Source organism: Nitrospira sp. Ecomares 2.1, from assembly GCF_965152585.1.
Genome location: NZ_OZ224219.1, coordinates 543,808 through 568,759, shown reverse-complemented (window position 1 = coordinate 568,759; position 24,952 = coordinate 543,808). Strand labels below are relative to the sequence as shown.

Annotated in this window: 29 protein-coding genes; 4 read left to right on the top strand and 25 right to left on the bottom strand. The window is 49.3% G+C overall.

The genetic code is table 11. The annotated features are described in order from the left end of the window. Nucleotides 1–26: 26 nt before the first annotated feature. The 9 genes from ACWHYD_RS02570 to ACWHYD_RS02530 all read right to left on the bottom strand — a co-directional run bounded on the left by ACWHYD_RS02570 (nt 27) and on the right by ACWHYD_RS02530 (nt 9,321). A complete protein-coding gene (locus ACWHYD_RS02570; RefSeq protein ID WP_447964376.1) occupies nt 27–692 on the bottom strand; it encodes a lysophospholipid acyltransferase family protein in 666 nt (221 codons plus the stop codon). Beyond that, the gene (gene cmk, locus ACWHYD_RS02565; protein WP_447964375.1) at nt 689–1,348 is read right to left on the bottom strand and encodes a (d)CMP kinase; all 660 of its coding nucleotides are present in this window, start codon (nt 1,346–1,348) and stop codon (nt 689–691) included. Before cmk ends, ACWHYD_RS02570 begins: the two co-directional genes overlap by 4 nt. Before the next feature lie 67 nt (nt 1,349–1,415). Then, entirely contained in the window at nt 1,416–2,711 is a 1,296-nt protein-coding gene (aroA, locus tag ACWHYD_RS02560; protein ID WP_447964374.1) for a 3-phosphoshikimate 1-carboxyvinyltransferase, read from the bottom strand. Further along, nucleotides 2,708–3,643 (bottom strand): prephenate dehydrogenase, encoded by a 936-nt coding sequence (locus tag ACWHYD_RS02555; protein ID WP_447964373.1) that lies wholly within the window; start codon nt 3,641–3,643, stop codon nt 2,708–2,710. The genes aroA and ACWHYD_RS02555 overlap by 4 nt, the downstream gene beginning before the upstream one ends. Continuing rightward, entirely contained in the window at nt 3,633–4,646 is a 1,014-nt protein-coding gene (aroF, locus tag ACWHYD_RS02550; protein ID WP_447964372.1) for a 3-deoxy-7-phosphoheptulonate synthase, read from the bottom strand. Before aroF ends, ACWHYD_RS02555 begins: the two co-directional genes overlap by 11 nt. Nucleotides 4,647–4,667: 21 nt before the next feature. After that, nucleotides 4,668–5,753 (bottom strand): histidinol-phosphate transaminase, encoded by a 1,086-nt coding sequence (gene hisC / locus ACWHYD_RS02545; RefSeq protein WP_447964371.1) that lies wholly within the window; start codon nt 5,751–5,753, stop codon nt 4,668–4,670. 136 nt (nt 5,754–5,889) lie between these two features. Then, nucleotides 5,890–6,972: a prephenate dehydratase gene (pheA, locus tag ACWHYD_RS02540; protein ID WP_447964370.1), complete on the bottom strand. Its 1,083-nt coding sequence runs from the start codon at nt 6,970–6,972 to the stop codon at nt 5,890–5,892. 155 nt (nt 6,973–7,127) lie between these two features. Beyond that, entirely contained in the window at nt 7,128–8,087 is a 960-nt protein-coding gene (locus ACWHYD_RS02535) for a class I SAM-dependent methyltransferase (protein ID WP_447964369.1), read from the bottom strand. Nucleotides 8,088–8,607: 520 nt separating this feature from the next. Beyond that, on the bottom strand, nt 8,608–9,321 hold the full coding sequence (locus ACWHYD_RS02530) for a hypothetical protein (protein ID WP_447964368.1): 714 nt from the start codon (nt 9,319–9,321) through the stop codon (nt 8,608–8,610). A gap of 233 nt (nt 9,322–9,554) precedes the next feature. Between ACWHYD_RS02530 and ACWHYD_RS02525 the strand changes: the two genes are divergently transcribed. Continuing rightward, complete coding sequence (locus tag ACWHYD_RS02525) at nt 9,555–9,779, top strand: hypothetical protein (protein WP_447964367.1); 225 nt, start codon at nt 9,555–9,557, stop codon at nt 9,777–9,779. 298 nt (nt 9,780–10,077) lie between these two features. Next, nucleotides 10,078–10,248: a hypothetical protein gene (locus ACWHYD_RS02520; RefSeq protein WP_447964366.1), complete on the top strand. Its 171-nt coding sequence runs from the start codon at nt 10,078–10,080 to the stop codon at nt 10,246–10,248. Between the two features lie 1,063 nt (nt 10,249–11,311). Here ACWHYD_RS02520 and panB read toward each other — a convergent pair. Both panB and folD read right to left on the bottom strand, forming a co-directional pair. Next, on the bottom strand, nt 11,312–12,100 hold the full coding sequence (gene panB, locus ACWHYD_RS02515; RefSeq protein WP_447964365.1) for a 3-methyl-2-oxobutanoate hydroxymethyltransferase: 789 nt from the start codon (nt 12,098–12,100) through the stop codon (nt 11,312–11,314). Nucleotides 12,101–12,131: 31 nt separating this feature from the next. Next, nucleotides 12,132–12,989, bottom strand: a complete 858-nt coding sequence (gene folD, locus ACWHYD_RS02510) for a bifunctional methylenetetrahydrofolate dehydrogenase/methenyltetrahydrofolate cyclohydrolase FolD (RefSeq protein WP_447964364.1) — start codon at nt 12,987–12,989, stop codon at nt 12,132–12,134. A gap of 210 nt (nt 12,990–13,199) precedes the next feature. On the opposite strand from folD, the gene ACWHYD_RS02505 reads away from it, so the two are divergent. After that, on the top strand, nt 13,200–14,177 hold the full coding sequence (locus tag ACWHYD_RS02505) for a hypothetical protein (RefSeq protein WP_447964363.1): 978 nt from the start codon (nt 13,200–13,202) through the stop codon (nt 14,175–14,177). Further along, complete coding sequence (locus ACWHYD_RS02500) at nt 14,170–14,841, top strand: hypothetical protein (RefSeq protein ID WP_447964362.1); 672 nt, start codon at nt 14,170–14,172, stop codon at nt 14,839–14,841. The genes ACWHYD_RS02505 and ACWHYD_RS02500 overlap by 8 nt, the downstream gene beginning before the upstream one ends. A gap of 41 nt (nt 14,842–14,882) precedes the next feature. Here ACWHYD_RS02500 and ACWHYD_RS02495 read toward each other — a convergent pair whose 3' ends face one another. The 14 genes from ACWHYD_RS02495 to rpsF all read right to left on the bottom strand — a co-directional run bounded on the left by ACWHYD_RS02495 (nt 14,883) and on the right by rpsF (nt 24,783). Then, complete coding sequence (locus ACWHYD_RS02495) at nt 14,883–15,458, bottom strand: peptidylprolyl isomerase (protein WP_447965811.1); 576 nt, start codon at nt 15,456–15,458, stop codon at nt 14,883–14,885. A gap of 47 nt (nt 15,459–15,505) precedes the next feature. Next, nucleotides 15,506–16,276, bottom strand: coding sequence for a ribonuclease III (gene rnc, locus ACWHYD_RS02490; protein ID WP_447964361.1), 771 nt, complete (start codon nt 16,274–16,276; stop codon nt 15,506–15,508). 170 nt (nt 16,277–16,446) lie between these two features. Beyond that, nucleotides 16,447–17,700: a beta-ketoacyl-ACP synthase II gene (fabF, locus tag ACWHYD_RS02485; RefSeq protein ID WP_447964360.1), complete on the bottom strand. Its 1,254-nt coding sequence runs from the start codon at nt 17,698–17,700 to the stop codon at nt 16,447–16,449. A 121-nt stretch (nt 17,701–17,821) separates the two neighbouring features. Continuing rightward, entirely contained in the window at nt 17,822–18,052 is a 231-nt protein-coding gene (acpP, locus tag ACWHYD_RS02480) for an acyl carrier protein (protein ID WP_447964359.1), read from the bottom strand. 59 nt (nt 18,053–18,111) lie between these two features. Next, complete coding sequence (fabG, locus tag ACWHYD_RS02475) at nt 18,112–18,855, bottom strand: 3-oxoacyl-[acyl-carrier-protein] reductase (RefSeq protein ID WP_447965810.1); 744 nt, start codon at nt 18,853–18,855, stop codon at nt 18,112–18,114. Between the two features lie 40 nt (nt 18,856–18,895). Then, complete coding sequence (gene fabD, locus ACWHYD_RS02470; RefSeq protein ID WP_447965809.1) at nt 18,896–19,828, bottom strand: ACP S-malonyltransferase; 933 nt, start codon at nt 19,826–19,828, stop codon at nt 18,896–18,898. 77 nt (nt 19,829–19,905) lie between these two features. Beyond that, nucleotides 19,906–20,721 (bottom strand): SDR family oxidoreductase, encoded by an 816-nt coding sequence (locus tag ACWHYD_RS02465; RefSeq protein WP_447964358.1) that lies wholly within the window; start codon nt 20,719–20,721, stop codon nt 19,906–19,908. Nucleotides 20,722–20,843: 122 nt separating this feature from the next. Further along, nucleotides 20,844–21,818, bottom strand: coding sequence for a beta-ketoacyl-ACP synthase III (locus tag ACWHYD_RS02460; protein ID WP_447964357.1), 975 nt, complete (start codon nt 21,816–21,818; stop codon nt 20,844–20,846). 21 nt (nt 21,819–21,839) lie between these two features. Then, on the bottom strand, nt 21,840–22,835 hold the full coding sequence (gene plsX, locus ACWHYD_RS02455) for a phosphate acyltransferase PlsX (RefSeq protein ID WP_447964356.1): 996 nt from the start codon (nt 22,833–22,835) through the stop codon (nt 21,840–21,842). 45 nt (nt 22,836–22,880) lie between these two features. Then, nucleotides 22,881–23,063, bottom strand: coding sequence for a 50S ribosomal protein L32 (rpmF, locus tag ACWHYD_RS02450; RefSeq protein WP_312646209.1), 183 nt, complete (start codon nt 23,061–23,063; stop codon nt 22,881–22,883). 38 nt (nt 23,064–23,101) lie between these two features. Continuing rightward, a complete protein-coding gene (locus ACWHYD_RS02445; protein ID WP_447964355.1) occupies nt 23,102–23,722 on the bottom strand; it encodes a YceD family protein in 621 nt (206 codons plus the stop codon). A gap of 56 nt (nt 23,723–23,778) precedes the next feature. Further along, nucleotides 23,779–24,030, bottom strand: a complete 252-nt coding sequence (gene rpsR, locus ACWHYD_RS02440) for a 30S ribosomal protein S18 (protein WP_447965808.1) — start codon at nt 24,028–24,030, stop codon at nt 23,779–23,781. Next, complete coding sequence (locus ACWHYD_RS02435) at nt 24,030–24,440, bottom strand: single-stranded DNA-binding protein (RefSeq protein ID WP_447964354.1); 411 nt, start codon at nt 24,438–24,440, stop codon at nt 24,030–24,032. Before ACWHYD_RS02435 ends, rpsR begins: the two co-directional genes overlap by 1 nt. Next, nucleotides 24,424–24,783 carry a 30S ribosomal protein S6 gene (rpsF, locus tag ACWHYD_RS02430; RefSeq protein WP_447964353.1) on the bottom strand — a complete coding sequence of 120 codons (360 nt, stop codon included), beginning with the start codon at nt 24,781–24,783 and terminating at the stop codon, nt 24,424–24,426. Before rpsF ends, ACWHYD_RS02435 begins: the two co-directional genes overlap by 17 nt. Nucleotides 24,784–24,952 lie beyond the last annotated feature (169 nt).

The following is a 24,952-nucleotide window of genomic DNA, read 5'->3' as shown; positions in this document are numbered from 1 at the left end:
TTAAATGGTTATTGCCATGATTAGTCTCACAATTTACTTCTTAAATCTGTCTCATACGCCTGCCGGGTCGGAGAGGGAACGCCACCCAATTGAGCAATATGATCCATCACAGTTACCGATACGTCTTCATAAAATGATTTGGCACTCTCCCCATCATCTTTTTTACAAAATTTCAATGGTTTCCCAAAGCTGACCCTTAACGGAAACAACCGTGGCCATCTTGCCCGGATGGGAAGAACTGTAAAGGTACCAGAAATATAAACAGGAATCACCTGGCAATTTGATTCAGCCACTAAATAGCCTAGTCCAGGCTTTCCGATTTGCAAGGACCCGTCCTCGGTCCTTGTTCCCTCAGGGAAAATAACTACGGGTTCGCCTGCCTGCAAGTGAGAGAGTGCCTGTCCAAAGGCCTTCCTGTCCAGTTTGTGGGTTTTCAGTGGGATCCAGCCAAGCTTTTGCAAGGCCCAATTCATGTAGCGATTGGGGAATAAGCTCGCTCTCCCTAAAAAAAAAACGCGCCGCGGAATCGCGCACCCTAACAGGGGAATATCAAGGTAGCTGGCATGGTTAGCCGCAACGATGATTCCGCCTGTCCTGGGAAAGTGTTGGAAACCCTCTGTCCTAAATCGAAACAGGAGTCGAGCCAACCCATTAAACAGGATCCATAACAGCCCGTAAGCCGCTCCACTCACAAACGATCCACAATGATTTGCATCATACGTCCAACAACTTCTTCAACAGATTGTCGAGAGGTGTCGATCATGATCGCCTCAGGCGCCGGCCGTAACGGATCAACCGTTCTGGTCCGGTCACGATCATCTCGGACGGCCATGGCGTCTCGCACCGTCTCCAGATCAACGGCTTTCCCTTTTTGACCCAATTCTTGTTGGCGCCGGTTTGCTCGAACCTCCAATTCCGCATCAAGAAAAAACTTCACATCAGCACTTGGGAACACCCGTGTCCCCATATCCCTTCCTTCAGCGATAACGCCAACTTCACCACCAATTTTTCGCTGAATCGGGAGTAACCAGTCCCTGACTGATCGAATTGCCGCAACGCAAGAAGCCAATTGGCTAATGGCTGGAGTTCTGATGGCCTCCTGATTAATGGCCTGCCCATCAACCCAAACGGAAAGGCCACTCCCACTCAGCATCAGTCGCAGATCTGTCCGTGCAAGAAGTCCTTGGATGTGAGCAGTATTGTTCGGGTCTATTTGGTCTTCCTGAACTTTCCAGGCAATGGCCCGATATAAAGCACCCGTATCCAGGTAAACATATCCGAGACGTGTAGCCAAACACTTGGCCACAGTGCTTTTCCCGACTCCCGCTGGACCGTCAATAGTGATCATTAACCGATGACGTTGAACGGCCCTATTCTCCTCTTACCAACTAATTTCTGGAGCATTATAATGGTCGCTAAGAATTTGTCAATAAATCCAACAGCTTATCTTTAAAGCCCGGGAAGGAGGTTTCAACGCAAGCCACATCCTCAATGGTAACCGGAGACTCTGCCACTAATCCGCAAATGGCCAATGACATCACCACCCGATGATCGCCATAGCTCTGACAAATCGCACCCTTGAGAGGGGAACCTCCATTGATGATTAAACCATCCGGCTGTTCCTCCACCTCAACGTGGAGACGCGATAATTCGGTCGCCATAGCTCGAATACGATCGGTCTCCTTCACCCGAAGTTCTTGTGCTCCGGTAATGCGTGTCTGGCCATGGGCCAAAGCGGCAGCCACGCACAATATAGGCAATTCATCAATCGTTTTGGGAATGAGTTCAGGCCCAACGATCATTCCCCTCAGCGGAGCAGACCTCACACGGATATCACCTACCGGTTCCCCCGATATTTCACGTTGATTGACAATAGTGATATCAGCCCCCATCTCGAGGAGAATATCCAGAATACCAGTTCGTTCGGGATTCAACCCTATATCAGTGAGTAAGATATCCGAATCGGGAACGATCGATGCGGCAACCATGAAAAACGCCGCAGCCGAGATATCTCCGGGAACCGCAATCGGTTTTCCATCAAAAGAGGGTCGACCTTGAAGCTGCACGGTGCACCCATCAACCTGGAGGGAGACTCCCAAATAGTCCAGAAGACGCTCCGTGTGATCTCGGGATCGTCTAGGCTCCTTCACAATGGTCGTCCCTTCGGCAAAGAGCCCGGCCAACAGGACGCACGATTTTATTTGCGCACTGGCGACAGGAGATTCGTAGAGAATCGCCTTGAGTCCGTTCCCTTGAATAGCCAAAGGAGCCAACTCACCACCATGTCTTCCCGAGATAACAGCCCCCATTTGACGAAGAGGTGTGACCACCCGGCCCATCGGACGACTTCTCAAAGAGGCATCACCCGTGAGAACGGAAAAGAAATTTTGCCCGGCTAAGACGCCAGCTAGTAAGCGCAAACCCGTCCCGGAATTTCCACAATCCAACACATTCGACGGTTCCTGCAGCCCCCAGAGCCCTTTGCCGGTCACCTCAACTGCCTCGGGGGTTTCCTGCACATCAGCGCCTAAAGCACGTATCGCACTAAGGGTATTCAGGCAATCCTCTCCTTTAGAGTAGCCTGTAATACGTGTCTGGCCCTGCGCCAAAGCTCCAAAAATGAGGGCACGATGCGTGATGGATTTGTCCCCTGGCACCGACACTCTGCCACGAAGAGGTTTTGTAGTTGGAAGAATTGTGAACTGATTCATATCAACCGCTCTCGCGAGGCTTTTGCCCTGGCAATCGCATCGTACAATCCATCTGCATCCCGTTTACTCAACTTTTCCCGAAAACCTTGTAACTGTTGAATATACTGATCCACCATCTCCACCAAATTCTCATGATTGGCGACACAAATATCCCGCCACATTTCAGGCGAACTGGCGGCAATCCTGGTGGTATCGCGCAACCCTCCGCCAGAAAAATTCAGCAAGTCCCCAGCCTGTGACGTTCGTCCCTGCAACGCTTCCAAGGTGTGCATAAGAGAAAAGGCTGCGATATGAGGCAAATGACTCACCGCACCGAAAACCCAATCATGGTCCATGGGATCCATAGACGACACCACGGATCCAACAGTCTCCCAAAGATGCCGAACTCTTTCCAGAGCCTGGGCATTCGTATGGGAAGTCGGAGTCAGAATACATCGAGCGTCTTGAAATAAATGCGAGTCGGCGTGAGCCACTCCGGATTTTTCCTTTCCGGCAATCGGATGGGCGCCGACAAAAAACGTCGAAGGAAGCAACCGGGCTTCAACTTTTGAGACCAGTTGACCCTTCACGCTCCCCACATCACTCACGATTGCGGACGGAGCCAGATCTTTTCCCCACAGGTCAATTTGTGGGAGATAGGTCTCGACAGGAGTGGCCAGGACAATTAAATCCGAGTGGCTCACTGCATCATGAGGCTCCAGAAAAAATTGGTCAATGGCACCCATTTGAACGGCTAATTCAAGATTTTCTTGTCGACGACCGATCCCCACAACCGTCTTGGCTAAGCCCTGTTTCTTCAGGGCAAGGCCGAGAGAGCCGCCGAGCAGGCCTATCCCGATAATGGTCACGTGTTGAAAGAGGGGTTCTGAATGGACAGTCGACATGATGGAAGGCAAAAGTGTCGGATTCACAAGAGGAGAATCAAAGTTCACGACCGACAGCCTGCGCCACCTTTTGTAAATCATTCATGAGTTCGGTAAACCGGCTGGGCTTCAGCGATTCCTCTCCGTCGCACAAGGCACATTCCGGATTGGAATGCACTTCAATCAACAAGCCGTCAGCACCAGCCGCAATCGCCGCTTTTGCCATAGGTGCCACAAGTTTCCAATTGCCCGTTGCGTGACTCGGATCCACAATGACCGGCAGGTGAGTCATTTCCTTTAAAGTGGGTATCGCACTCAGATCAAGCGTATTGCGATACTGAGTCTCAAAGGTGCGAATCCCTCTTTCACACAGCATGACATTCCGATTGCCACGGGACATAATATACTCCGCGGATAAGAGTAACTCTTTAATCGTGGCCGACAGCCCACGCTTCAATAAGACGGGTTTGTCATAGGCGCCAACCTCTTTTAAGAGTTCAAAATTCTGCATATTCCGGGCGCCAATTTGGATCACATCCGCTTTTTCTAAAAAATGTCCGAGGTCACGTGCATCCAATATTTCACTCACAACAGGAAGACCCGTTTGTTGCCTGGCTGCAGCCAAAAAATCCAATCCTTCCTGTCCCAAACCCTGAAAGGAATAAGGCGACGTGCGAGGCTTATACGCTCCGCCCCGTAAAATGCGGGCGCCTGCCTTCGCGACTTCTTGAGCGATACCAACCGTAATTTCTAATTTCTCCACCGCACAGGGACCAGCCATAACCACGATCTGGCTTCCCCCAACTTTCACGCCGGCCACGTCAATGACAGAATCCTGTTTTTGAAATTCACGGCTCACTAACTTCCAAGGAGCCAGAATGGGAGTCACGCTTTCCACACCGGAAAACACGCTCAATGGTTGTCCTTGTAACACCCGGTCATCGCCGAGCACTGCCACTATGGTCCGTTCTTTCCCCTTCGTGATTTGAGTGGTCATCCCCAACGAACGAAGACGATCGATCAAGTGATCAATATCCTGATCAGTGGCTTCAGGTTTTAAGACAATAACCATAAATGAATCAGAATCCTTGCACTACAACACTGTGGAGAGGACTCGAGTCAGAGAGTCAAGGAAACGACGGTTTTCGGACGGTTGGCCAATGGTCACCCGGAGCATTGGCCCACGAATATGCCGAACGATCACGCCCTCTCGAAGCAACGCCTCATACGCAAGTTTTCCGTCAATCCCTGCATTGAAATACAAAAAGTTGGCTTGACTGGGAACGGGCTCTAAGCCCATGGTGGTTAGTCCTTCTTCCAGAAACGTCATTTCGGCTTCATTCATGGCCCGGCTTTTCGCCACATGGTCGTCATCCGAAAGAGCTGCTCGTGCGGCTTCTTGAGCCAAGCTATTCACGTTGAACGGGGGGCGAACCCGATTCACATATCCTGCAATTTCTTTGGTCGTCAACCCATATCCCACGCGCAATCCTGCCAATCCATAAATTTTCGAAAACGTCCGTAGTACCACAACCGGCCGCCCTTCACGAACATACTGCAAGCTGTCCGGAAAATCGGGATGTCGTACGTACTCATAGTACGCCTCATCAAATACGACGACCACATGATCAGGAAGCCGGGAGAGAAATCCGTCAATTTCCCTTGCCGTCAGCATGGTACCCGTTGGGTTGTTCGGATTGCAGAGAAAAAAGAGCCGTGTGCGATCAGTGACCGCGTCAACCATGGCCGCCACATCGTGGGCCCAATTTTTCAAAGGCACCTCTACCGGCACACCATGCCCTCCCAACACAGAAAGCTTGTACATCACAAAGGTCAGATCGGCCATTACCGCTTCATCACCCGGTGAGAGAAATGCGCGGACTAAAAGACTGATGATTTCATCTGACCCATTGCCCACCAGAACCTGATCCTCGGGAAATTTCAACCGCTCGCCCAATGCCTGCCGAAGGTAGTGAGCCCCGCCATCCGGATACCGGTGAAGCGAGGCTGCTGCCTCCGCCAGGACCTGCAGCGCGTTCGGGGAAGGACCCCAAGGATTTTCATTAGATGCCAGTTTAATTGCCTGGGTAATTCCCAGTTCCCGCTCCAATTCATCCAAGGGTTTCCCTGGAGAATACGGTGTTAACGAGGCAATTGTGGGATGGACATGCAATGGCATGGGCTTACATTCTTTCTCTTGTGAACATGAAGGAAAAATCCAGAAAATTTCACGTCTACCTGGGCCTGGGACGAACGTTTGCGGAAGCCCCTTCCCCGATCTCCATTCCTCAAGGACAAACAGCTAGCATCAAACCTTACTGATGCGAAGAATAAGACCCCAGAACCTTCATCATCAAACAACGTGACCGGACTTCCTCCAGGGCCTTCTTGAGGCGATCATCGTCCTGATGACCTTCCAAATCCATATAAAACAGATATTCCCAGACTTTTCGTCTGGTCGGCCGTGATTCAATTTTGGTCATACTAATGCCGTGGGATGAAAACGGGCGGATCAGATCATACAGGGCTCCAACCCGGTCTTTGGCCGAGACAATGATCGACGTTTTATCCCGGCCGGTTGGCTCAGCTCCCTTTTGGGATAAAATGAGGAACCTGGTGAAATTATTAATATTATCTTCAATTCGTGATCGCAGAATGTTCAATCCATACAACTGAGCTGCCAATTCGGAGGCAATGGCCCCTGCAGTTGGATCATTCACCGCCCGCTCAGCGGCCCGAGCCGTACTGGGCTCTTCCGCAAAATTCACCGAAGGCAAGTTGGTTTCGAGCCAGTTTCGACATTGGGCAATGGCATGCGGATGAGAATAGACCGTCTTGATCTCATCTATTTTTTCCGCCTTAGAAAGAAAGTGATGGGACACTTCCAGCATCACTTCACCATAAATCAACAGAGGTGAGTCTACGAACAAATCTAACGTATGATTGACCACCCCTTCCGTCGAGTTTTCTATGGGAACCACGCCAAACCGCATACGTCCGCGTTCCACTTCATCAAACACATCTTTGATGCTATTGACCGATACATAGTCGGCCGATCCTCCAAACTTTCGCATGGCAGCCAGATGTGTAAACGTGGCAGGAGGCCCCAAATAGGCGACCGTTTGGGTTCCCTCCAGAGAGAGAGACGCCGACATAATCTCCCGGTAAAGATGACGAAGGGCTTCACTGGGAAACGGTCCTGGGTTTTTGCGCATCAACCGTTCCACGATCGCCGCTTCCCGACCGGGCGTGTGAAGATGGGCAGACGAATCCTGTTGTTTTTTCAGATGCCCGATTTTAATGACATATTGAGATCGCTCATTCAATATATTAAGAATGTCGTCATCAAGCCGGTCGATCTCTTGCCGGCATTGTTGCATATCTTCTGGAAGCTCCATGAGACTCATCCTTTATCCTGGAAAATCTGCAATTTAGGCAGGAGCATACAAGGAATACCATGCTGTGGCAAGCAAGCGTTTTCCCCTTTCAACTTGCGGCTTTCCTATATACCCAGAGCCACATTTTCCAGCCACAAACGCAGGAGCTTCCCCGATCAGCGCGGCACCAGAAAGACATACCGCTGAAGACGATCGCTCAAACACCGATCAGTCGCTTTGATCGTCCACTCTGGAAAAGTCGAGGTAATCCACTCCAGAGTCAACGAGGAATCCCCATAGGTCACGTCACCATCAATCGGTGCCCGGTTGTGGGGGTTGAAAGCAAAGCCCTCCTCCCGATGTCGAACGGCTAGGGCCGCTTTCTGCGCGGATGATGTGTGAGGGTCATGCTCCCAGTTTTCGACAGGGCGAATAGTAATGGCTAACATGCCATCATCCGCAATGTACTTCCGCAAGGTGTTCAACGACGCGCTCATCGCCCTTTGAGACAGGTGGGTGAACACGGAGAAGGCATAAATGAGATTAAACTTCACCGTCCCGACCGGCAAGGACACAGGGAGGTAGTCGGATACCATGAAGTTTGTACTGAGACCCGACTCCCGGCAAAGTTCAATGGACTGTTCCCAGGGATCGACCCCGAAGACTTTTTCCTCGGCGGTGAAGTAATAGAGCAATTGCGCGATACGGCCATACCCACATCCAAAATCCAAGATAGTGGCATCATCCAGAGACCGCCCGGTCACTCGTGTGTAGTTGTAACTCAAGGCACGCACGAACGCTGTTGTTTGCTTGAGCAATTCGACTCCATGGTTCCCCGTCCAGTTTCGCTGCACCTCATTACTCGCCATGGCAGGAAGAAGTCGTGAAAGCTTGGGGTACTCAGGGTCGGGCATGGACAGCAACACCAGTCCGAATTCCTCCAGACTGAGTTGTCGAAGGCCCGTGATGGCATCCTGGCGAGTCGTTACGCCTTGGTCATTTTCCAATGTACGCAAAATCTCCTTGGCATACCCCAACATATAGCCCTCGGTCGAATTCCAACTCACAGACAGTGAGAACCTGGCTGGAAGACTCTTCAGCACTTTCAGGGCATATTCCTTCAACATATTTTTCATGAACACATTTACCGTCCGTTGAAAATTCCCCGCAAAAAATGATCCCCGCCGCCAGCGGACGGGGCATTATGAATGTACTCGCTCAGACGAATAGTTTATTACGCCGCAGGCAGCGGGAAATATACCCTCAAGGGATTTAACTTCTTCTTTATACCGCCGGAGAGCCTGCAAGGCATCCGCATTTAGAATGGGCATAGGGGTTAACAAATTCAGAGATTCCAGTCATTGAATAGGCCGAACCAATCGTTGAAAACCAAGACCAATCCTCAAGCCCTGGAGAATTATTTAGTCCTGATCTGTGATCTCGACACGGAGCTCTCGACCTTCTGAATTTGATTTAAGCAGTGGATTGAAGCTCTTCGTTGCCAAACCCTTGATAAGAGCCCTTGGTAGGATGGATTGAAGTTTCCCTTCAAAGTTGAGATATGCACTAAGAACCCTTACGACTCAAGTGCGGCAACACGTGGCGTGGCTCTCATCTAAACGTTGTGACCAATTTAGATGCTTTCATTACATAAACCTATTTTTCAATCAAATAATACACACTTCCTCTGTCTTCAAGTCTATTATTGCCTTCAAGCTCATTGAAATGCTGGTCGATGATTTTTGGGCAGATTTTCTTGATCATTTTATCAAACGATTTTCGACTATATCTGTTTCCCCATGTCCAACCTGGGGCCGGAGCTTCAAAATAATCTTCACTCTCTGTTTTTAAAGAAACAACACTCTGAACTATTAGGTATTTATTTGCCATCCCGTATGATAGGTCCAATATTTTATCGGGGGCATCGACATGATAAAGACCTCCCACATTTACCACGACATCTGTTGAAATGAATTTTGAATTTGGCGTGATCTCTTCTTTCTCAAATTCTACGCCATGAAGATTCAGTCGTTCGGCTATCACATTAGCATGTTCAAAATGCTTATCCCTATCGTTATCGATGCCAATGCTTCTATTACAGCCCAGCCTGGAGGCAACCATAGCGTAAAAACCATCCGCACAAAACAGCTCTGATAAAGATACGCGGTCTAAGGCATGTTTTTTAGATTTAGCAATAGCATAAGCAATATAGGCGATGATAATCGGTGCTTTTGCTTGTTGATTTAATTCGTAGATACCTGGCAACTGAACATTATTTACCCCAAAGAACGAATAATTATGATATAGCGGGCCCAAATCAGAAAGAATATTATCCTCGGCTTTATTGGGGGACTTGAACATTCCAGGCATACGCACAATCTCCTTAGTTGAAATGATTGACCTTTCGCCTATCCTTTGAGTTCATGAGCACCCGAGTCCGAAGGGCGGAGAAAACCGACAAGCATAGCTATCCAGTGCTTTCCTCTAAAGAAAAGCTAGACATAACCTGCCTTGCTAATTCTGATTTCTTAATCATCCATAGCTCTCATCGCTTTGTTCAAAAATCACCTGCCCCACGACAAACAAGCATTACATAGTACTCAATGACCACAATGCCAGAAAATTTCCACGGACTTGAACAGGCAAGAGCTTGGCCTCAAAAGAGCTTTACCCCAAAAATTTCGTTGGGAAACAGCGGCACATTTAATATATTTGCAGATAGGGTTTGGCAAATTTCAGAACAAAACAATCAAAAAGGCCTTAGGGGTCATAAAGTTTTCACATCTTTTGCTCACACACTTACCCAAAAACGCGGCACAATTGAATAATAGAAACTTCAAATCCCCCCCGCAGAGTTTGTCGACCTCCTGAATGTGATTCGAACACAGGATTGTTACCATGCCAGGATGGCTATCCTTTTTATAATGTTTGTCCCTTTGCAAGTGCACAGATGCGTCCAGACTTAGGCATCAGTTGAAAATTCCATTAAGCTCGTTTTCTATAAGGTAATTCGCCAGAGAAAACAACGATAGCTTCTATCTCGTTATCTGTGAGCGCCGGAGAGCATATTTTGCCAAGCATTTAAGCAGCCGTCCTGTTAAAAAGCCGGAACGAGATGTCTCCGCCATGCGAGATGCTTTGTGGCATATCACCAGCGATACGCGTCCGCAGATCACGGTTTTTCGCTTGGACACCGGGGTGTTTTTATGGCACGGTCCCCTGAAGTCTGATGCCAATAAAGGCAAATATCCTGAAGGGCAATTTGATCTCCTTCTGGCTTTTGCACCTGTCGCATAAGCTTCTTTCTAAATTTCTCTCACTCCTTATTATTGTCGCCATAGACCAGGTAAACAGCCAGATAGTATCGACCTTCACGGACAAAGGATGTCATTTTTGTAAGTCATTTCTGATATCCCTTGGCTTTGTATTCACGGGTTTCACTTCCATAACGATCAAGTTGTCGTCCATTCCGCCAGACTTGTGTACTAGTAAATCCGGCTTGGTTTTGCCCAAATCAGCTTTACTTAGAATCGGGTGCACTGCCTTGTCAACTTGTCCTCCAAGCGAATACCCAAAGGTATCACCGGTAACTACTCTCAATTGATGATACAGCTCATAGCAGTACACGCGTTCTCGGTAGATCGGGTTCGCTTGGCCAGGAACCGGAAGCAGCATCTATTGGTCTGGAATTTCTGCTGTGGCCTCTGCGAGGCAGACTAGGAATTGATGGCATGCGTCCTCTTCCACTTTCGAATTTGGCATCATGATGTAATTCAAGCAGTAGCCTCCAAACAGTGCGCTTCAGAACCTTTCAGGCTAACAATAATTAAGTTCATCCACGTACGGTGCGAATCTGTGATTTCCTGTCCATTTAACCTCTCATCGACTCTTCTGAAAATAAGCGGCAATCTCTACGGTTTCAGTCAATGGCTGTTCATACGGGCATGTCCTAGGGCATATTATTCGGATCAGCATCCCACAACCTGATGAATGGTTTGTCCATCTATACGACTGCGAACGCTTGCCGATCCCGCAGGACTCCAAGCGCCAATCGAACGCTTTAGAATGGTCGTGGGGAGATTTTTGGTGAACTGGCGAGCTAAGTCAAGTTGCTTGTGTTCTTTGGCTTCTCTTTTTGACCATGTCTCTTGGGTTTGGTGAATTGGGGAATTCTAGATGGGGAGTTTGGGGTGAAAAATGAAAAATAAGATTGATGGCGGGCGATGAGGATCATTCGGAACCGAAGCCTATCTTGCCAGGCTTATGGAGAGCGGTTGTTCTGGAAGCATTAAGGGTAGGGAATAGATAAATTTGTTCCCCCAGAAAACCTTGAAGAGAAGGGGGGTGAAAAATTAATTTATTAATGATAACTTTCAGCGTCGGTGGGGAATTTTCCGCATTCAACTTCTTCTTTATAGCGCCGGAGCGCCTGTAGGGCGTCCGCCTTCAGATGGGCATAGGGTTTGACAAATTTCGGGACGAAGTCGTCGAAGAGGCCCAACAGGTCGTAGAGCACCAGCACCTGTCCATCACATCCCTGCCCGGCACCAATGCCAATGGTCGGAATCGAGAGGGCTTCGGTAATACGTTGCGCCAGCGCGGTTGGCATGCATTCCAACACCACCGCAAATGCACCAGCAGCCTCCAGGGCCTTGGCATCGCTCACAATCGTTTCCGCTTCTTCCTGCGCCTTGCCCTTAACCGAATATCCGCCAGATTGATTGACCGACTGTGGGGTCATGCCCAGGTGACCCATGACGGGAATACCAAACCGGGTCATGGCCTCCACCCGATCGACCACTGGCGCACCACCCTCAAGTTTCACAGCAGCCGCCCCCGCTTGCAGAAAACGCCCCGCATTCCGCACGGCATCTTCCACGCTGGCCTGGTAGGACATAAACGGCATGTCCCCAATCACCAGCGCCCGTTGGGCAGCCTGAGCCACCAGCCGCGTGTGATAGAGCATGTCTTCCATGGTCACTGATAAGGTGTTGGGCTTGCCTTGCACGACCATGCCAAGGGAATCTCCAACCAGAATGACGTCAAGCCCGGCTTGCTCCACAACCCGGGTAAACAGCGCATCGTAGGCCGTGACGACCGTGAGCTTTTTACCCTGTTTCTTCTGTTGGACAAATTCGGGAATCGTCATGTGTGCCGATTTCTTTTGTATGCAGTGAGGGTTATTTGCCAGCAACCCGCTTCGCGGATTCCACCGTGTTCTGAAGCAGCATAGCGATCGTCATCGGGCCAACGCCACCGGGAACGGGTGTAATCCATCCGGCTCGCTCCTTCACCCGACCAAAATCCACATCCCCGACTAATTTTCCATCGGCTAATCGATTGATCCCCACATCAATGACGATCGCCCCCTCTTTCACCATGTCTGGGGTGACGAAAAGCGGTTTCCCGATGGCCGCAATCACGATGTCCGCTTCCCGAACCACCCCGGGGAGATCTTTGGTCCGGGAATGACAGATGGTGACAGTGGCATGTCGGTGCAAGAGCAACATAGCCACCGGTTTTCCCACAATATTACTCCGGCCAATAACCACAACACGTTTCCCGGCAATATCCTGTCCGGTCGAATCGATCATCTGAATGACCCCTTTTGGGGTACAGGGGATAAACCCCGGGTCGCCGGTCACTAAACGCCCGACATTGACCGGATGAAATCCATCCACATCCTTCTCTGGAGAGACGGCGTGCAAAATCGCTTGACTGTCCATGCCCGAAGGCAGGGGAAGCTGGACCAGAATGCCATGGATCTGGGGATCGGCATTGAGCTGATGAACCAGCTTCAATAATGATTCTTGGGGGGTCGATGCCGGCAAAAGATGTTCTTGAGGATAAAGTCCGGCCTTTTCACAGGCAATTCTCTTGTTCCGCACATAGACGGCCGATGCCGGATCATCTCCTACCAATACTGCGGCTAATCCGGGCTTGATTCCGGTATCTTTTTCGAAAAGGCGAACGTCTTCAGCAATGCCCTCTCGAATCGCCTGGGCTAATGCTTTGCCATCAATGATCTGTGCTGGCACGTTGACTCCTTCAAATAAAATGGTCAAACCGCTATGAGCGGTGATTTACGATATCAGGCAGGGAAAATCTTCGTCAACGAAATGGCTGCCTCACCATTCCTTGACACCCTACAAAAACCTCACTTACCATGCCCCTTCAGGTTTTCCTCTAACCACATCCCTTGTCGCTCTGATCGTCCTCATCGTCTCAGCGAAAGTTCGGTTATTTCCATGAACCCATATTGCCTTGCTGTTTCTTTCAGGAATGCGATCCTCACCAGTATTTTGGTGCTGGGTTGCTGGACTGCTGTTTATGCCGAGGAGGTGGCGAATTTAGCGTTCCCGCAAAGCATGATTGCCGATGGAGGGCAGGTCTATTTCATCGCCAATGCCAACGGAGACCCCGGGACACGCGAAAATAAAGGTTTTATCAGTAAAGTGACCCCTGAGGGAAAGATGATTGATCTCCATTTCATCCAAGGTGGGCAAAAGTCGGTCATCCTGAACTCACCCAAAGGAATGGCTCTGGTGGGCGCAACTCTTTATGTGGCTGACCTGGATGCGGTCCGAGGATTTGACAAAAACACCGGAGAAACGCTTCACACTATTTCCTTCGCACAATTCCACAGTCAATCACTTGCCGGGCTGGCTGCGGATCCTCTAGGCGGGCTATATGTCTCTGATTCCGACTCCAATACCATCTATCACATTGATGAAGCCGCCCACGATCATACCGTGACGGTCTTTGCCCAGGATGAGAGCCTGTCACACCCACGTGGCCTCACCATTCATCCCAGGAATGGGCATGTGGTGGGGGTTGGATGGGAGGATGGGAAGATCTTTGAGATTGATGAACACGGGACGATTCAGGAGCTGTTCGCCAATACTTTTTTTACTGGTGGGTTCTATAATTTAGACGGTATTGATTTCGATAAATACGGCACCATGTATGTGTCTGACCTCACGGTAGGGAAAGTCTGGCGAATCCTGGCCAATCACAAAAAAGAGGTGATTGCCGAGTTTTTGTTGTCCCCTTCGGGGATCGGGGTCGACCGTGTCAATCATGTGATCATGGTCCCCTACCTGTATGTAAACGGCGCCGAAATTAATGGTCTTGAGCGTCCCTCTAACGATAACCCCAACAAAAAACCCCGATCTTGGTCTGATTATGGACTGGGCTGGCTTAAGAAAGATGCGGCAAATGAGTAAGTGCCTCTATTGTCATCAACGTAAAGGGAAACGGACGTGTCCCGCCCTTGGAGGAATGATTTGCAGCCAATGTTGCGGCACCAACCGCATCACGAATATCAGTTGCCCGACTTCCTGCGTCTTTCTCGAGAGCAATGATGACTACCAGAAAAAACGAGTGGGGAACCGGTTTGAACTCGAACGTCGGGGGTTCTACCGACAATTATTGGATCTCGGGGGTGAACGGGCGACTGAAATATTTTATGTCTTTGAGGCCTTGGCTTATCGCTTTTTCCAGGACCGGCGTGACGCACAGGACGCCGAGGTATTGGAAGGCCTCCAAAGCCTCAGGCGAAGTTTCAGCCTGATCCAGATACCAGATTCGGGAATACCCGCTTTCGGTGAAGAATTACGAAAGGAATTTAAGGTCTTCGGCGAACGCCAACCCTTAGAATCTCATTTGGTCACCAACGTCTTAGACCAGGCTCATATCTTCATCCAGGAATTTTCCGGATCAGGGCTTCGGTCCCATCGATTTTTACATGGATTACTCGGCTATATCCGGGAACGCCATCCCGATGTAGCAGAACAACTCGCCCGCCAAACCGGGGCGGGAGGGCGCATCATTATTCCCAGTGGATTTGATTACGCACCAGACCCCCCTTCGACAGAACCCGTCAGCTGATCGGCACGTTTCATCAACATTCCCGGCTTTCCTCTGCCGAGTTACGGCATCACATCTATCGTCATTTCAATCCGCTCTAGTGGATTATCCTTCAAGTCGCGGGGCTGGCCCACAATTGTATCAAGCACTTCAAGGCCTTTTACCACTTCACCAAACACGGTGTACTGGCCATCCAGATGGGGGGCCTTATCCACCATGAGGAAAAACTGGGATCCCGCACTATTGGGGTCTGCCGTGCGCGCCGCGGAGAGAATACCCTTTTCGTGAGCAACCCGGTTAAATTCTGCTGGAACCGTATAGCCCGGTCCACCGGTTCCAAACCGGCTGCGGTTGGCTGGATCTTTGGTCAAAGGATCCCCCCCTTGAACCATAAATCCAGGAATGATCCGATGGAAAATGGTTCCGTTATAAAACCCTGACTTGACTAATTTGAGAAAGCTTTCCACATGCTTGGGTGCTAAGTCGGGAAATAACACGGCTTCCATTTCACCAAATTTCGTTTTAATCAATACGTGAGGTGCCTTGGTATCAGCATTCGACGGTTCTTCCGCAGCCGCCCCGGTTGGGACAAGAGAACCACCTGCGGTGACAATGGTAGACAGTCCGATCACCATCATGAGCTGACGTAGAGCACTCGCTAAAGTCCGTGGCTGCAACACAACCCTCATAATTCCTCCTCCATGGCTAATCTGTTGAATTTCTTGATTGGATGACCAAGCTCGCCTGAAACATGAATCTCAGACTGGGCGAGCGCTTTCGCTGCCGCACATTGTTCGGCTTCTTTTTTTGTCCGTCCTTCTCCCTGTCCCATAATTTTTCCTTGAATTTCAACCGTGACAGCAAAGACCTTCTGATGGTCAGGACCTGATTCCTGAACAAGTCGATACTGCGGACTTACCCCAAATTGTTTATGCGTCCATTCTTGCAGACGGCTTTTCCCATCCCACCCTGCTGATGACACAGGACTGTTCTCTAAGGAAGAAAATTCCGTGGTCAAAACTTTTTGAATAAATGCTCTTGCAGGCTCCAACCCTCCATCAAGATACACCGCCCCAATGATCGCTTCAAGGACATTGGCTAATAGCGATATTTTTTCTCGACCCTTTGAGGCTTCCTCCCCCCGACCCAATCGTAACCACTGTCCCAACCGGAGACGACTCGCCGCTTTCGAGAGAGTAGATCGGCTAATCAATCTCGCTTTAATCTTGGAGAGTTCGCCTTCTGTGCCACTTGGGAACATCGCGGCAAGACTTTCACTCACAATCAATCCCAGCACCGCATCCCCTAAAAATTCTAATCGTTCATTGTGGGGGCTCACCGCCTGGGGTTGAGTTTGAGAGTATGAACGGTGGGTGAGAGCCTCACACAGCAAAGCCTGCTGCTTAAAGACATACTCCAAGGATTCTTGAAGGTCTTCAAATGCAAGAGCAGCCACGAGACCTACAAAGAAATGCTAATGTTGACAGGCATGATCGTTTTTCTCTTATTTTTGACCAAAACAGTGCAGTATATCATATTTTTTGGGGCGAGGTTGGGGCAATAGATACTGAAATTCTGGAGAGGCACATCTCTCGAAACTATCCAATCAGAAAGGGGCAATGCTGCCTATTCGCCTTTCCAACGCCGGAAGACCAAACAGGCATTGACACCACCAAATCCAAATGCATTAGAAATGGCGACATCGACAGTACAGGATCTGGCATGAGTCGGAATATAATCCAAGTCACATTCGGGGTCTGGCGTCTCCAAATTGATGGTTGGAGGAATGACGCCCTGGTGCATGGCCATGATAGAAAAAACCGCTTCAATTCCTCCGGCAGCTCCCAATAGGTGGCCGGTCATGGACTTGGTAGAACCTACAGGAATGGAATAGGCCAGATCCCCAAAGACTTTTTTGATGACCTGCGTTTCAATCCGATCGGCAAAGGTGGATGTGGCATGGGCATTAATATATCCCACAGATTCTTTCGCGATCCCCGCATCCTGAATCGCACGCTCCATACAAGTCACCGCACCCGCACCATCGTCTGGTGGAGCGGTTATATGAAAGGCATCGCTATTCATGGCATAGCCGATCACTTCGGCATAGATACGCGCACCACGAGATTTGGCGTGCTCCAATTCCTCTAAGATTAAGACACCGGCACCTTCGCCAATGACAAATCCGTCACGGTCTTTATCAAAAGGCCGACTAGCCCGTTTCGGTTCTTCATTTCTCCTGGACAACGCCTTTGCCGCGGCAAACCCAGCGACCGCTGTCGGGCAAATGGTTGATTCCGCTCCTCCAACCAGCATGACATCGGCCTCTCCCCGCTGAATCAGTCGAAATCCATCTCCGATACAATGATTCCCTGTGGCGCAGGCCGTGACCGTACAGGCATTCGGACCCTTGGCACCAAAACGAATCGCTACCTGCCCTGAGGCCAAATTAATAATGACCATCGGGATAAAAAATGGCGAAACCCGGTCCGGACCGCGCTCCAGCAACACCTTATGATAATGCTCAATGGCCGGAAGACCCCCAATGCCTGCTCCAATATAGACCCCCACACGATCCGCCTCATCCGGATTTACGACAAGCTTGGCATCATCCACTGCCTCCTGACTGGCTGCAATGGCAAAATGGATAAAGGTATCCATCTTTTTAATTTCTTTTTTCTCAATGAACGTCGAGGGATCAAAGTTCTTGACCTCCCCCGCAATCTGCACGGAATACTGGCTTGCATCAAATCGGGTAATCGGCCCGATCCCGGATTGGCCTTTACATAGTTTCTCCCATGTATTGGATACACCAATATCCAACGGGGTGACCAATCCCAATCCTGTCACAACCACTCGTCGTGGCGTCCATTCACTCATTGAGGATCTCCGTACACATCATCGTTGGAAAACCCGGAAACTGAATCTAAGATTTTACCCCCTCGCCCCCCACAATCAACCATGGGTGAACCGCAATTTCGCACAGCGATCAATGTCCTTCTCAGACTTTTTCCTTAATAAATTCAATGGCTGCCGAGACCGTTTGAATTTTTTCTGCATCTTCATCCGGAATTTCGATTTCAAACTCTTCCTCTAAAGCCATCACCAATTCCACCGTATCCAGGGAATCGGCTCCAAGATCTTCCACAAACTTGGCCTCAGGGACCACATCATCTTCTTCCACACCTAATTGTTCCACAATAATTTTTTTAACACGCTCTTCAACTGCCATTGTTGGCTCCTCCTCATTGCAAAGTTTATCGAATGAGACACATCCTGTTGCGCATTGGCTTAGGACGCCATATGCATCCCGCCATTCACATGTAACACATGACCGCTAATATACCCGGCCTTCTCTGAACTCAGAAAGCACACCGCATCGGCAACATCCGAAGGTTGCCCTAACCGCTTTAATGGAATTTGATTCAGTAACCCCTCTTTAATTTCTGGCGAAAGATGTTGGGTCATAGCGGTATCAATAAAGCCCGGTGCCACGGCATTGACGGTAATATTCCGACTGGCATACTCCCGGGCAATTGTTTTGGTGAGACCAATCACTCCCGCTTTGGACGCTGCATAGTTGGCCTGGCCCATGTTCCCTATCGCTCCGACAATGGAAGCAATATTGACTATTCGACCACTTCGTTGCTTGCTCATGGAAGGCAGAACGGCCTTTGCACAGAAAAATGTGCCGGTCAAATTGACCTGCAGGACAGCATGCCAATCCTCTTCTTTCATCCGCATTAACAAACCATCTCGCGTAATGCCTGCGTTATTCACCAGGATATCCACTCGCCCCCATTCTTTGAGGACGCGATCCATCATTCCCTTAGCCTGCTCCCATTCGCCAACATTGACCGAAACCGCCAACGCTTTACGACCGGATTGTTGGACAAGATCCACGGTTTCTTGACAACGTTCAGCATCAAGATCGGCAACCACGACATCAGCCCCTTCTCTGGCCAATGTTGTCGCAATCGCCTGCCCGATTCCCTGGGCACCACCCGTTACCACAGCAATTTTTTCCGTCAACAACATTCTCAAATCCTTCTTGAAAATTTGGCCCAGTTTGTCTTTACGAACAGTGCGACAGAACGTGAGCGTAGGATTCCTGATCCATTACATTCCACGTGGTAGCCTCTGGAACAATGCGCTTTACTAATCCAGTCAAGACTTTCCCTGGACCGATTTCCACGAAATGCGTGATGCCCATCAAGGCCATGGCCTGAATGGTTTCCTGCCACCGTACGGGGGAAGGTAATTGTCGAACAAGGGACTCACGGACCTCCCCCGCTGATACCAGGGCTTTGGCTTCCACATTATTCACCAACGGTACATTTAAATCAGACCACTTTAAAGAATCAATATCTTTTTTCAATCTGTCAGCAGCCACCTGCATCAATGGGGTATGAACCGGAACGCTGACCGGAAGTGGCATCACCCGCTTCGCTCCACGTGCTTTAGCCAATTCTGCAGCATGTTCCACTGCCGCTTTTTCTCCGGCAATAACCGTTTGGCCTGGAGAATTGAAATTGGCCGGAGCCACAACACCCACAGATCCTGCTTCTTGACAGACGCTTCGGACGTCCTTTTCTGACAGGCCTAAGATCGCGGCAACTAACCCGCTTCCAGGAGCCACAGCTTCCGCCATATAACGTCCGCGCTTCTGCACCAAATTAACCGCTTCTCGAAATTCCAGCGCGCCTGCCGCCACTAATGCGGTATATTCGCCCAAGCTATGACCGGCAACTGCAGCGGGAAAAAGGGGACCTTCACGGACCAGTTGAAACGCGGCGAGACTCGTCACCAGCAATGCCGGCTGCGTATATTCAGTTTGATTGAGTTGCTCCGACGGTCCCTCAAAACACAATCCACCGACATCATATCCCAAGATATCGGCGGCTTCCTTGTAGAGGGCCTGAACCGAAGGGCTACTATCAAAAAGAGGCTTGCCCATGCCAATTGACTGCGAGCCTTGTCCAGGAAACAAAAAACCAAAAACTGGCATCATCCTTTTCGCTCACTCTCTAAAAAATTCCATGACTCATGAGCAGTCCCCTACGTGGCTCCCCTCACTTCCTGGAACTAATCAACAATAAACTCTCCACCATCCACACAAATCACATTTCCAGTGATCCAATGAGCTTTCGGATGACTTAACAATCCTAGCGCATCGGCGACATCCTGGGTCGTGGTCAGTCGACTTGAAGGGTTTTTTCGTTTGGCTAATGTCAGCATTTCATCAGAACCGGGTATTTTACGCAAAGCCGGAGTATCCGTGACACCGGCCATCAGCGAGTTGACGGTGATACCCAGAGGAGCGAGCTCCAGAGCCAATTGTCTGGTGTGTGACTCCAGGGCGGACTTTGCAGCGGAAACCGCTCCATACGTTCGCCAGACTCGTGCCCCTCCGGCACTGGTCATGGAGAAGATTCGACTCCCTGATCCCAAAAATTTTTGTGCCACTAAATCCTGGGTCCAATACACCAGACTGTTGGCCATGACATCCAACGTCATATCCATCTGCGCTTTATTAATGGCTTCCGCATGGGATTCAGCAATATACGGCTTCAGTGTTCCAAAAGCTAACGAATGTAACAACACCCGCACACAAATCGGCTTCCCCGATTCTTCCGCACGTTGCTTCAGCGCTTTCAAAATGTCGGCACGCTTTTCAGGATCCGCTGCATTGACGTTAAAAAATAGAACCTCTCGCCCGATTGAACGAATCTGGGAAGCAATACGCTCCGCATTCGGCTGTGTTGATTTTCGATCAAGATGCACCCCACAGATATTCAACCCTAAATTGGCCAACTCCAATGCGGCCGCCTCTCCGAAACCGCTAGAAGCTCCCAGAATCAGCGCCCAATCATTTTCACCCCATGAGGTCGTTCCAGACATAATTCCCCTCTCGTTATAACCTTTCAAATCTTTTGGTTTGCTCTTGTTGGAAGCCTCAGATTCTTCCCCTGCTTTTTTACCACTAATCTCATTAAGGAAAGAGATACCTGCCGACAATCACATTACCAACGAATTACAGTTGACGCCCAAGTCAGACCTGCACCAAATGCTGCCAAGAGCACCACACTCCCTTTATGAATTCTCCCCTCCTGGACAGCTTGATCGAGCGCCAACGGAATGGATGCTGCAGAGGTATTACCAAATCGATCTAAATTTATCATCAACTTTTCTCGAGCCAACCCCAATCGTTGGCCCACGGCATTCAAAATCCGCATATTAGCCTGATGAGGAATGAAGAGATCGATATCGCCTATTTCCAATTTATTGGCCTCTAATGCCTCTTTGGTGGCCTCTTCCATTGATTTGACAGCAATTTTAAAGGTTTCATTACCCTTCATTTTTATAAAACACCGCTTTTCTTCAAGAACCTCTTTGGATGCCGGTTCCCGCGATCCGCCTCCAGGCACCTGAATCATATCCGAAAGTCCGCCATTGGCATGCAAATGCGTGGAAAGGATCCCCGAACCTTCGGTGCCTTGACCGACCACCACCGCCCCAGCCCCATCACCAAATAAGACGCACGTATTACGATCGGTCCAATCGGTTATCGCTGACATGACTTCGGAACCAATGACCAATACGTGCCGCATCCCACTTTTCACATAGGCATCTGCAATAGCCAACGCATAAATAAACCCGCAACAGGCGGCAGAAATATCGCAAGCCGCTGCCCGATGGGCTCCTAACCGATGCTGGATAAGACAGGCTGTGGAAGGAAGGGGGGAATCCCCTGTGCAAGTGGCTAAAAGGATCAGGTCGATTTCCGATGCCGCCACATCAGCGGCCATTAACGCACGCTGGGCCGCCTCAACAGCCAAATCGGAACAGGCCTGCCCTGGCTCAACCACTCGGCGCTCCCTGATCCCTGTTCGTTCGGTAATCCAGGTATCCGAAGTGTCAACCATGCGCTCTAAATCCGCATTGGTTAAGACTCGTTTGGGAACATACGCCCCTGTCCCTAGAATCACGCTCTTCATCCTTGAGACACCTATTTTATTTCACCTGCACCCATGTGCAATATCGCCTCGGATTTCCTCAATCAAACCACCTTCCGCCAAAGACTGGGCTCGAAGAATCGCATTTTTAATCGCCTTTGATGAGGAACGACCATGACAGATCATACTGATACCTTCAACCCCCAAAAGAGGAGCTCCGCCAAATTCGGCATAATCGGTTTTTCGCCGTAACCGCAGAAGGGGTCCGGCCACAAACAGATAGGAAAGCCGACCAAGAGCTGACTGGGCAATTTCTTTCATCAGCATTTTTTTTATCGCATCCGCCAACCCTTCAGAAATTTTCAAGGCTACATTGCCAATAAATCCATCCGTCACAATGACATCGGCATTCCCACTATAGACATCCCGCCCTTCAACATTTCCAATGAAATTAATGGGGCTATCCTTCAACAATTTAAAGGTTTCTTTTGTAACTTCATTCCCTTTTGTATCTTCTTCTCCAATACTTAATAGCCCTACCCGTGGACGATCATTTCCTAGGAGATGCCTCCCATATTCATGCCCCATGATTCCAAACTGGAAGAGTTGTTTGGCGGTACAATCAACAGTGGCACCGACATCCAACATGATTGCCTTGCCCTGGCGAGTCGGCAATGTCGCGGCGATTGCGGGGCGTTCAACCCCTTGAATCAATCCCAAAAGAAAAAACGCTGACACCATGGTGGCACCGGTATTTCCTGCAGACACCAACGCATCGGCCTGTTTATTTTTAACTAATTCTGTGGCTTTCCATATGGAAGAATCTCGCTTTTTTCTGGCAATCAACGCTGGAGACTCATGCATATCCACGACTTGTGGGGCATGAAAAATCTCAATGCCGGCTTTGGTACCGCCGAGTTTGTCCAGATGAGATTGGAGAGACGGTTCGTCTCCGACCAAGATAATCGAGAGAGAGGATTCCCTTGTAGCCTGTATGGCTCCTTCGACATTGGGAGATAATCCATGATCCCCCCCCATCGCGTCCACGGCTATTTTCATGGGTTTGGTGCTAAAAGATGACTGGCTCGAGAAGAAAAATGCCGTTTATCCCTCTTCAACCGAAATAATGGCGATCCCTTTATAGGTCCCACAATTCAAGCATGTCGTATGAGATGGCTTGGGCTCATGACATTGAGGGCACGTAGACAAATTAGGCGGGGTGAGCTTGAGATGGGATCGCCGTTTATCCCGTCGGGCTTTAGAAATTTTGTGTTTGGGATTTGCCATAATAGTCCAACTTTTTAATTAAGAGGTGACTGATGCCTTCACGATCCCCTTCGAACAGAAGCGGGAGAGCGCTTGGATGGATTTTTTTTTGATATTGTTTGCTGGAAATTTGGCACCGGGTCTGAGTCTGTAACCGGGGTACAACACCCACAAATGCCATCATTTAAATTATTCCCACATACCTGGCACAACCCGAGACAATTTTTATTGCACAAGGACTGGAGAGGGCTAGCAAGAATGACTTGCTCTCGAATAGCTGGAAGGAGGTCGATTTCATTTCCTGAAATAGGGTAAACATCCTCCTCGTTGGCATCTTCCTCGACGGGTTTATCGCCCCCCTTCACTCCTTTGCCTTTATCCCTGTGCGGCACGATCACTTTTACCGCTTTCACCGCTTTTTTAAATTCAACCTCGCACGACAATGACAGATCTTCTTCAAATTGATCGAGGCAACGAACACATTCCCTGGTCATCCTTCCACTAATTTTACCTTGAAAATATGCTGATAGCTCCCCAGTCAAAAATAACTCTCCATGACAGCTTAAGCTACCAATTGGGCTTCCCTCATAACTGGATAACAATAAGGCCGATGGCTCTACCTCATGATGAATTTGAAGCCCAGCCGGGGGCACATCCAGTAGATTGAAAATTATCGACATTTCACAACCCCGTCACTCTACCCTCTACTGCCCCATATCAAAGAAAACTGTTGACCTCAGTGTTCTTCTGCAAATGAAAGGATAGCAACATGCCTGGCACGCTTAATCGCTTGGGTTAATTTCCTTTGATGCCGCAAGCAATTTCCAGATGTCCGACGAGGAATAATGCGTCCGCGTTCCGTGAGGAAATTCCTCAATAGATTTGCATCCTTGTAATCCAATGGTGTTTTATCGAAGCAAAAGCGGCACACTCTTTTCCGCTGAAACAATCGTCCTTTTTCCACAGAAACCTCTCCTCGGCTAAAAATTAGGGCATTGGGTCAGGATAATACTCTTCCGAATCATAGGGAGACTCCTCAGAAACTCCTGACCCAGAGCTACCGGAGGATGACTTTTTCGGCAAGAACGTTACTGTTTGAGCTACCACTTCATGTTTGCTTCGCTTCTGCCCGTCGTCCGTTTCCCATCGCCGTTGTTGTAGACGACCATCAACGATGGCCCCGTCACCTTTATTGAGGTACTGCCCACAATGTTCGGCCTGTCGCCCGAACACGACAATATCAACATAACAGACCTCTTCTTTTGGTTCATCGCCCTGACGGTATCGGCGATTCACCGCTAACGGGAAATTAACCACAGGAGTGCCGCTGGGTGTATACCGAAGCTCAGGATCTCTGGTCAGATTTCCAATCAAAATGACTTTATTGAATCCCACCATCTCCAGCATCCTCTCCACTTGCTTCAGCTTCCGTTTCAGCGACGGCAACCAAATCACTTGGGTTCAGCCGTACGGTCATAAACTTCATTACCTGATCTTCCATACGCTGAAAGCGCTCCAACTCAAATACAACGGTAGGAGGGCCTTCGAATTGAACCGTGATATAGGTCCCCTTCCGTTCGTGTTGAATATCGTAGGCCAATTTTTTCTTCCCGCTATTATCGAAATTTAAAATAGTGGCCCCAGCCTGACCTAGGACTTCCTTCATTTTTTCAATCACTCGCTCATTTTCTGTTTCTGCTTGAACGGGACGAAGAATACACAGTGATTCATACAGTTTCATACATAACCTTTCCCTCTGACAGTATTTTTCTAGTTTTCAGGCAGAATAATCGTGTTGTACCACAAAAGGGGACTCAAGCTACCATAGGGTAAATTGGAGTGTCAAACTCTTATCTGGAAAAGAATCCGAACAATCACATACTAAAAACTTGATACAAATTATCAAGTAA

What these genes read in the sequence shown, in the direction of transcription:
- ACWHYD_RS02535 (WP_447964369.1), bottom strand. Translation starts at nt 8,087, where the DNA reads ATGAAAAATATGTTGAAGGAATATGCCCTGAAAGTGCTGAAGAGTCTT.
- ACWHYD_RS02530 (WP_447964368.1), bottom strand. Translation starts at nt 9,321, where the DNA reads ATGCCTGGAATGTTCAAGTCCCCCAATAAAGCCGAGGATAATATTCTT.
- rpsF (WP_447964353.1), bottom strand. Translation starts at nt 24,783, where the DNA reads ATGAAACTGTATGAATCACTGTGTATTCTTCGTCCCGTTCAAGCAGAA.
- ACWHYD_RS02500 (WP_447964362.1), top strand. Translation starts at nt 14,170, where the DNA reads ATGAGTAAGTGCCTCTATTGTCATCAACGTAAAGGGAAACGGACGTGT.
- cmk (WP_447964375.1), bottom strand. Translation starts at nt 1,348, where the DNA reads ATGATCACTATTGACGGTCCAGCGGGAGTCGGGAAAAGCACTGTGGCC.
- fabD (WP_447965809.1), bottom strand. Translation starts at nt 19,828, where the DNA reads ATGCCAGTTTTTGGTTTTTTGTTTCCTGGACAAGGCTCGCAGTCAATT.
- acpP (WP_447964359.1), bottom strand. Translation starts at nt 18,052, where the DNA reads ATGGCAGTTGAAGAGCGTGTTAAAAAAATTATTGTGGAACAATTAGGT.
- fabF (WP_447964360.1), bottom strand. Translation starts at nt 17,700, where the DNA reads ATGAGTGAATGGACGCCACGACGAGTGGTTGTGACAGGATTGGGATTG.
- ACWHYD_RS02520 (WP_447964366.1), top strand. Translation starts at nt 10,078, where the DNA reads ATGCGAGATGCTTTGTGGCATATCACCAGCGATACGCGTCCGCAGATC.
- aroA (WP_447964374.1), bottom strand. Translation starts at nt 2,711, where the DNA reads ATGAATCAGTTCACAATTCTTCCAACTACAAAACCTCTTCGTGGCAGA.
- ACWHYD_RS02435 (WP_447964354.1), bottom strand. Translation starts at nt 24,440, where the DNA reads ATGGTGGGATTCAATAAAGTCATTTTGATTGGAAATCTGACCAGAGAT.
- plsX (WP_447964356.1), bottom strand. Translation starts at nt 22,835, where the DNA reads ATGAAAATAGCCGTGGACGCGATGGGGGGGGATCATGGATTATCTCCC.
- ACWHYD_RS02460 (WP_447964357.1), bottom strand. Translation starts at nt 21,818, where the DNA reads ATGAAGAGCGTGATTCTAGGGACAGGGGCGTATGTTCCCAAACGAGTC.
- ACWHYD_RS02465 (WP_447964358.1), bottom strand. Translation starts at nt 20,721, where the DNA reads ATGTCTGGAACGACCTCATGGGGTGAAAATGATTGGGCGCTGATTCTG.
- pheA (WP_447964370.1), bottom strand. Translation starts at nt 6,972, where the DNA reads ATGGAGCTTCCAGAAGATATGCAACAATGCCGGCAAGAGATCGACCGG.
- ACWHYD_RS02505 (WP_447964363.1), top strand. Translation starts at nt 13,200, where the DNA reads ATGAACCCATATTGCCTTGCTGTTTCTTTCAGGAATGCGATCCTCACC.
- hisC (WP_447964371.1), bottom strand. Translation starts at nt 5,753, where the DNA reads ATGCCATTGCATGTCCATCCCACAATTGCCTCGTTAACACCGTATTCT.
- ACWHYD_RS02495 (WP_447965811.1), bottom strand. Translation starts at nt 15,458, where the DNA reads ATGATGGTGATCGGACTGTCTACCATTGTCACCGCAGGTGGTTCTCTT.
- ACWHYD_RS02445 (WP_447964355.1), bottom strand. Translation starts at nt 23,722, where the DNA reads ATGTCGATAATTTTCAATCTACTGGATGTGCCCCCGGCTGGGCTTCAA.
- panB (WP_447964365.1), bottom strand. Translation starts at nt 12,100, where the DNA reads ATGACGATTCCCGAATTTGTCCAACAGAAGAAACAGGGTAAAAAGCTC.
- ACWHYD_RS02525 (WP_447964367.1), top strand. Translation starts at nt 9,555, where the DNA reads ATGACCACAATGCCAGAAAATTTCCACGGACTTGAACAGGCAAGAGCT.
- rpmF (WP_312646209.1), bottom strand. Translation starts at nt 23,063, where the DNA reads ATGGCAAATCCCAAACACAAAATTTCTAAAGCCCGACGGGATAAACGG.
- aroF (WP_447964372.1), bottom strand. Translation starts at nt 4,646, where the DNA reads ATGGTTATTGTCTTAAAACCTGAAGCCACTGATCAGGATATTGATCAC.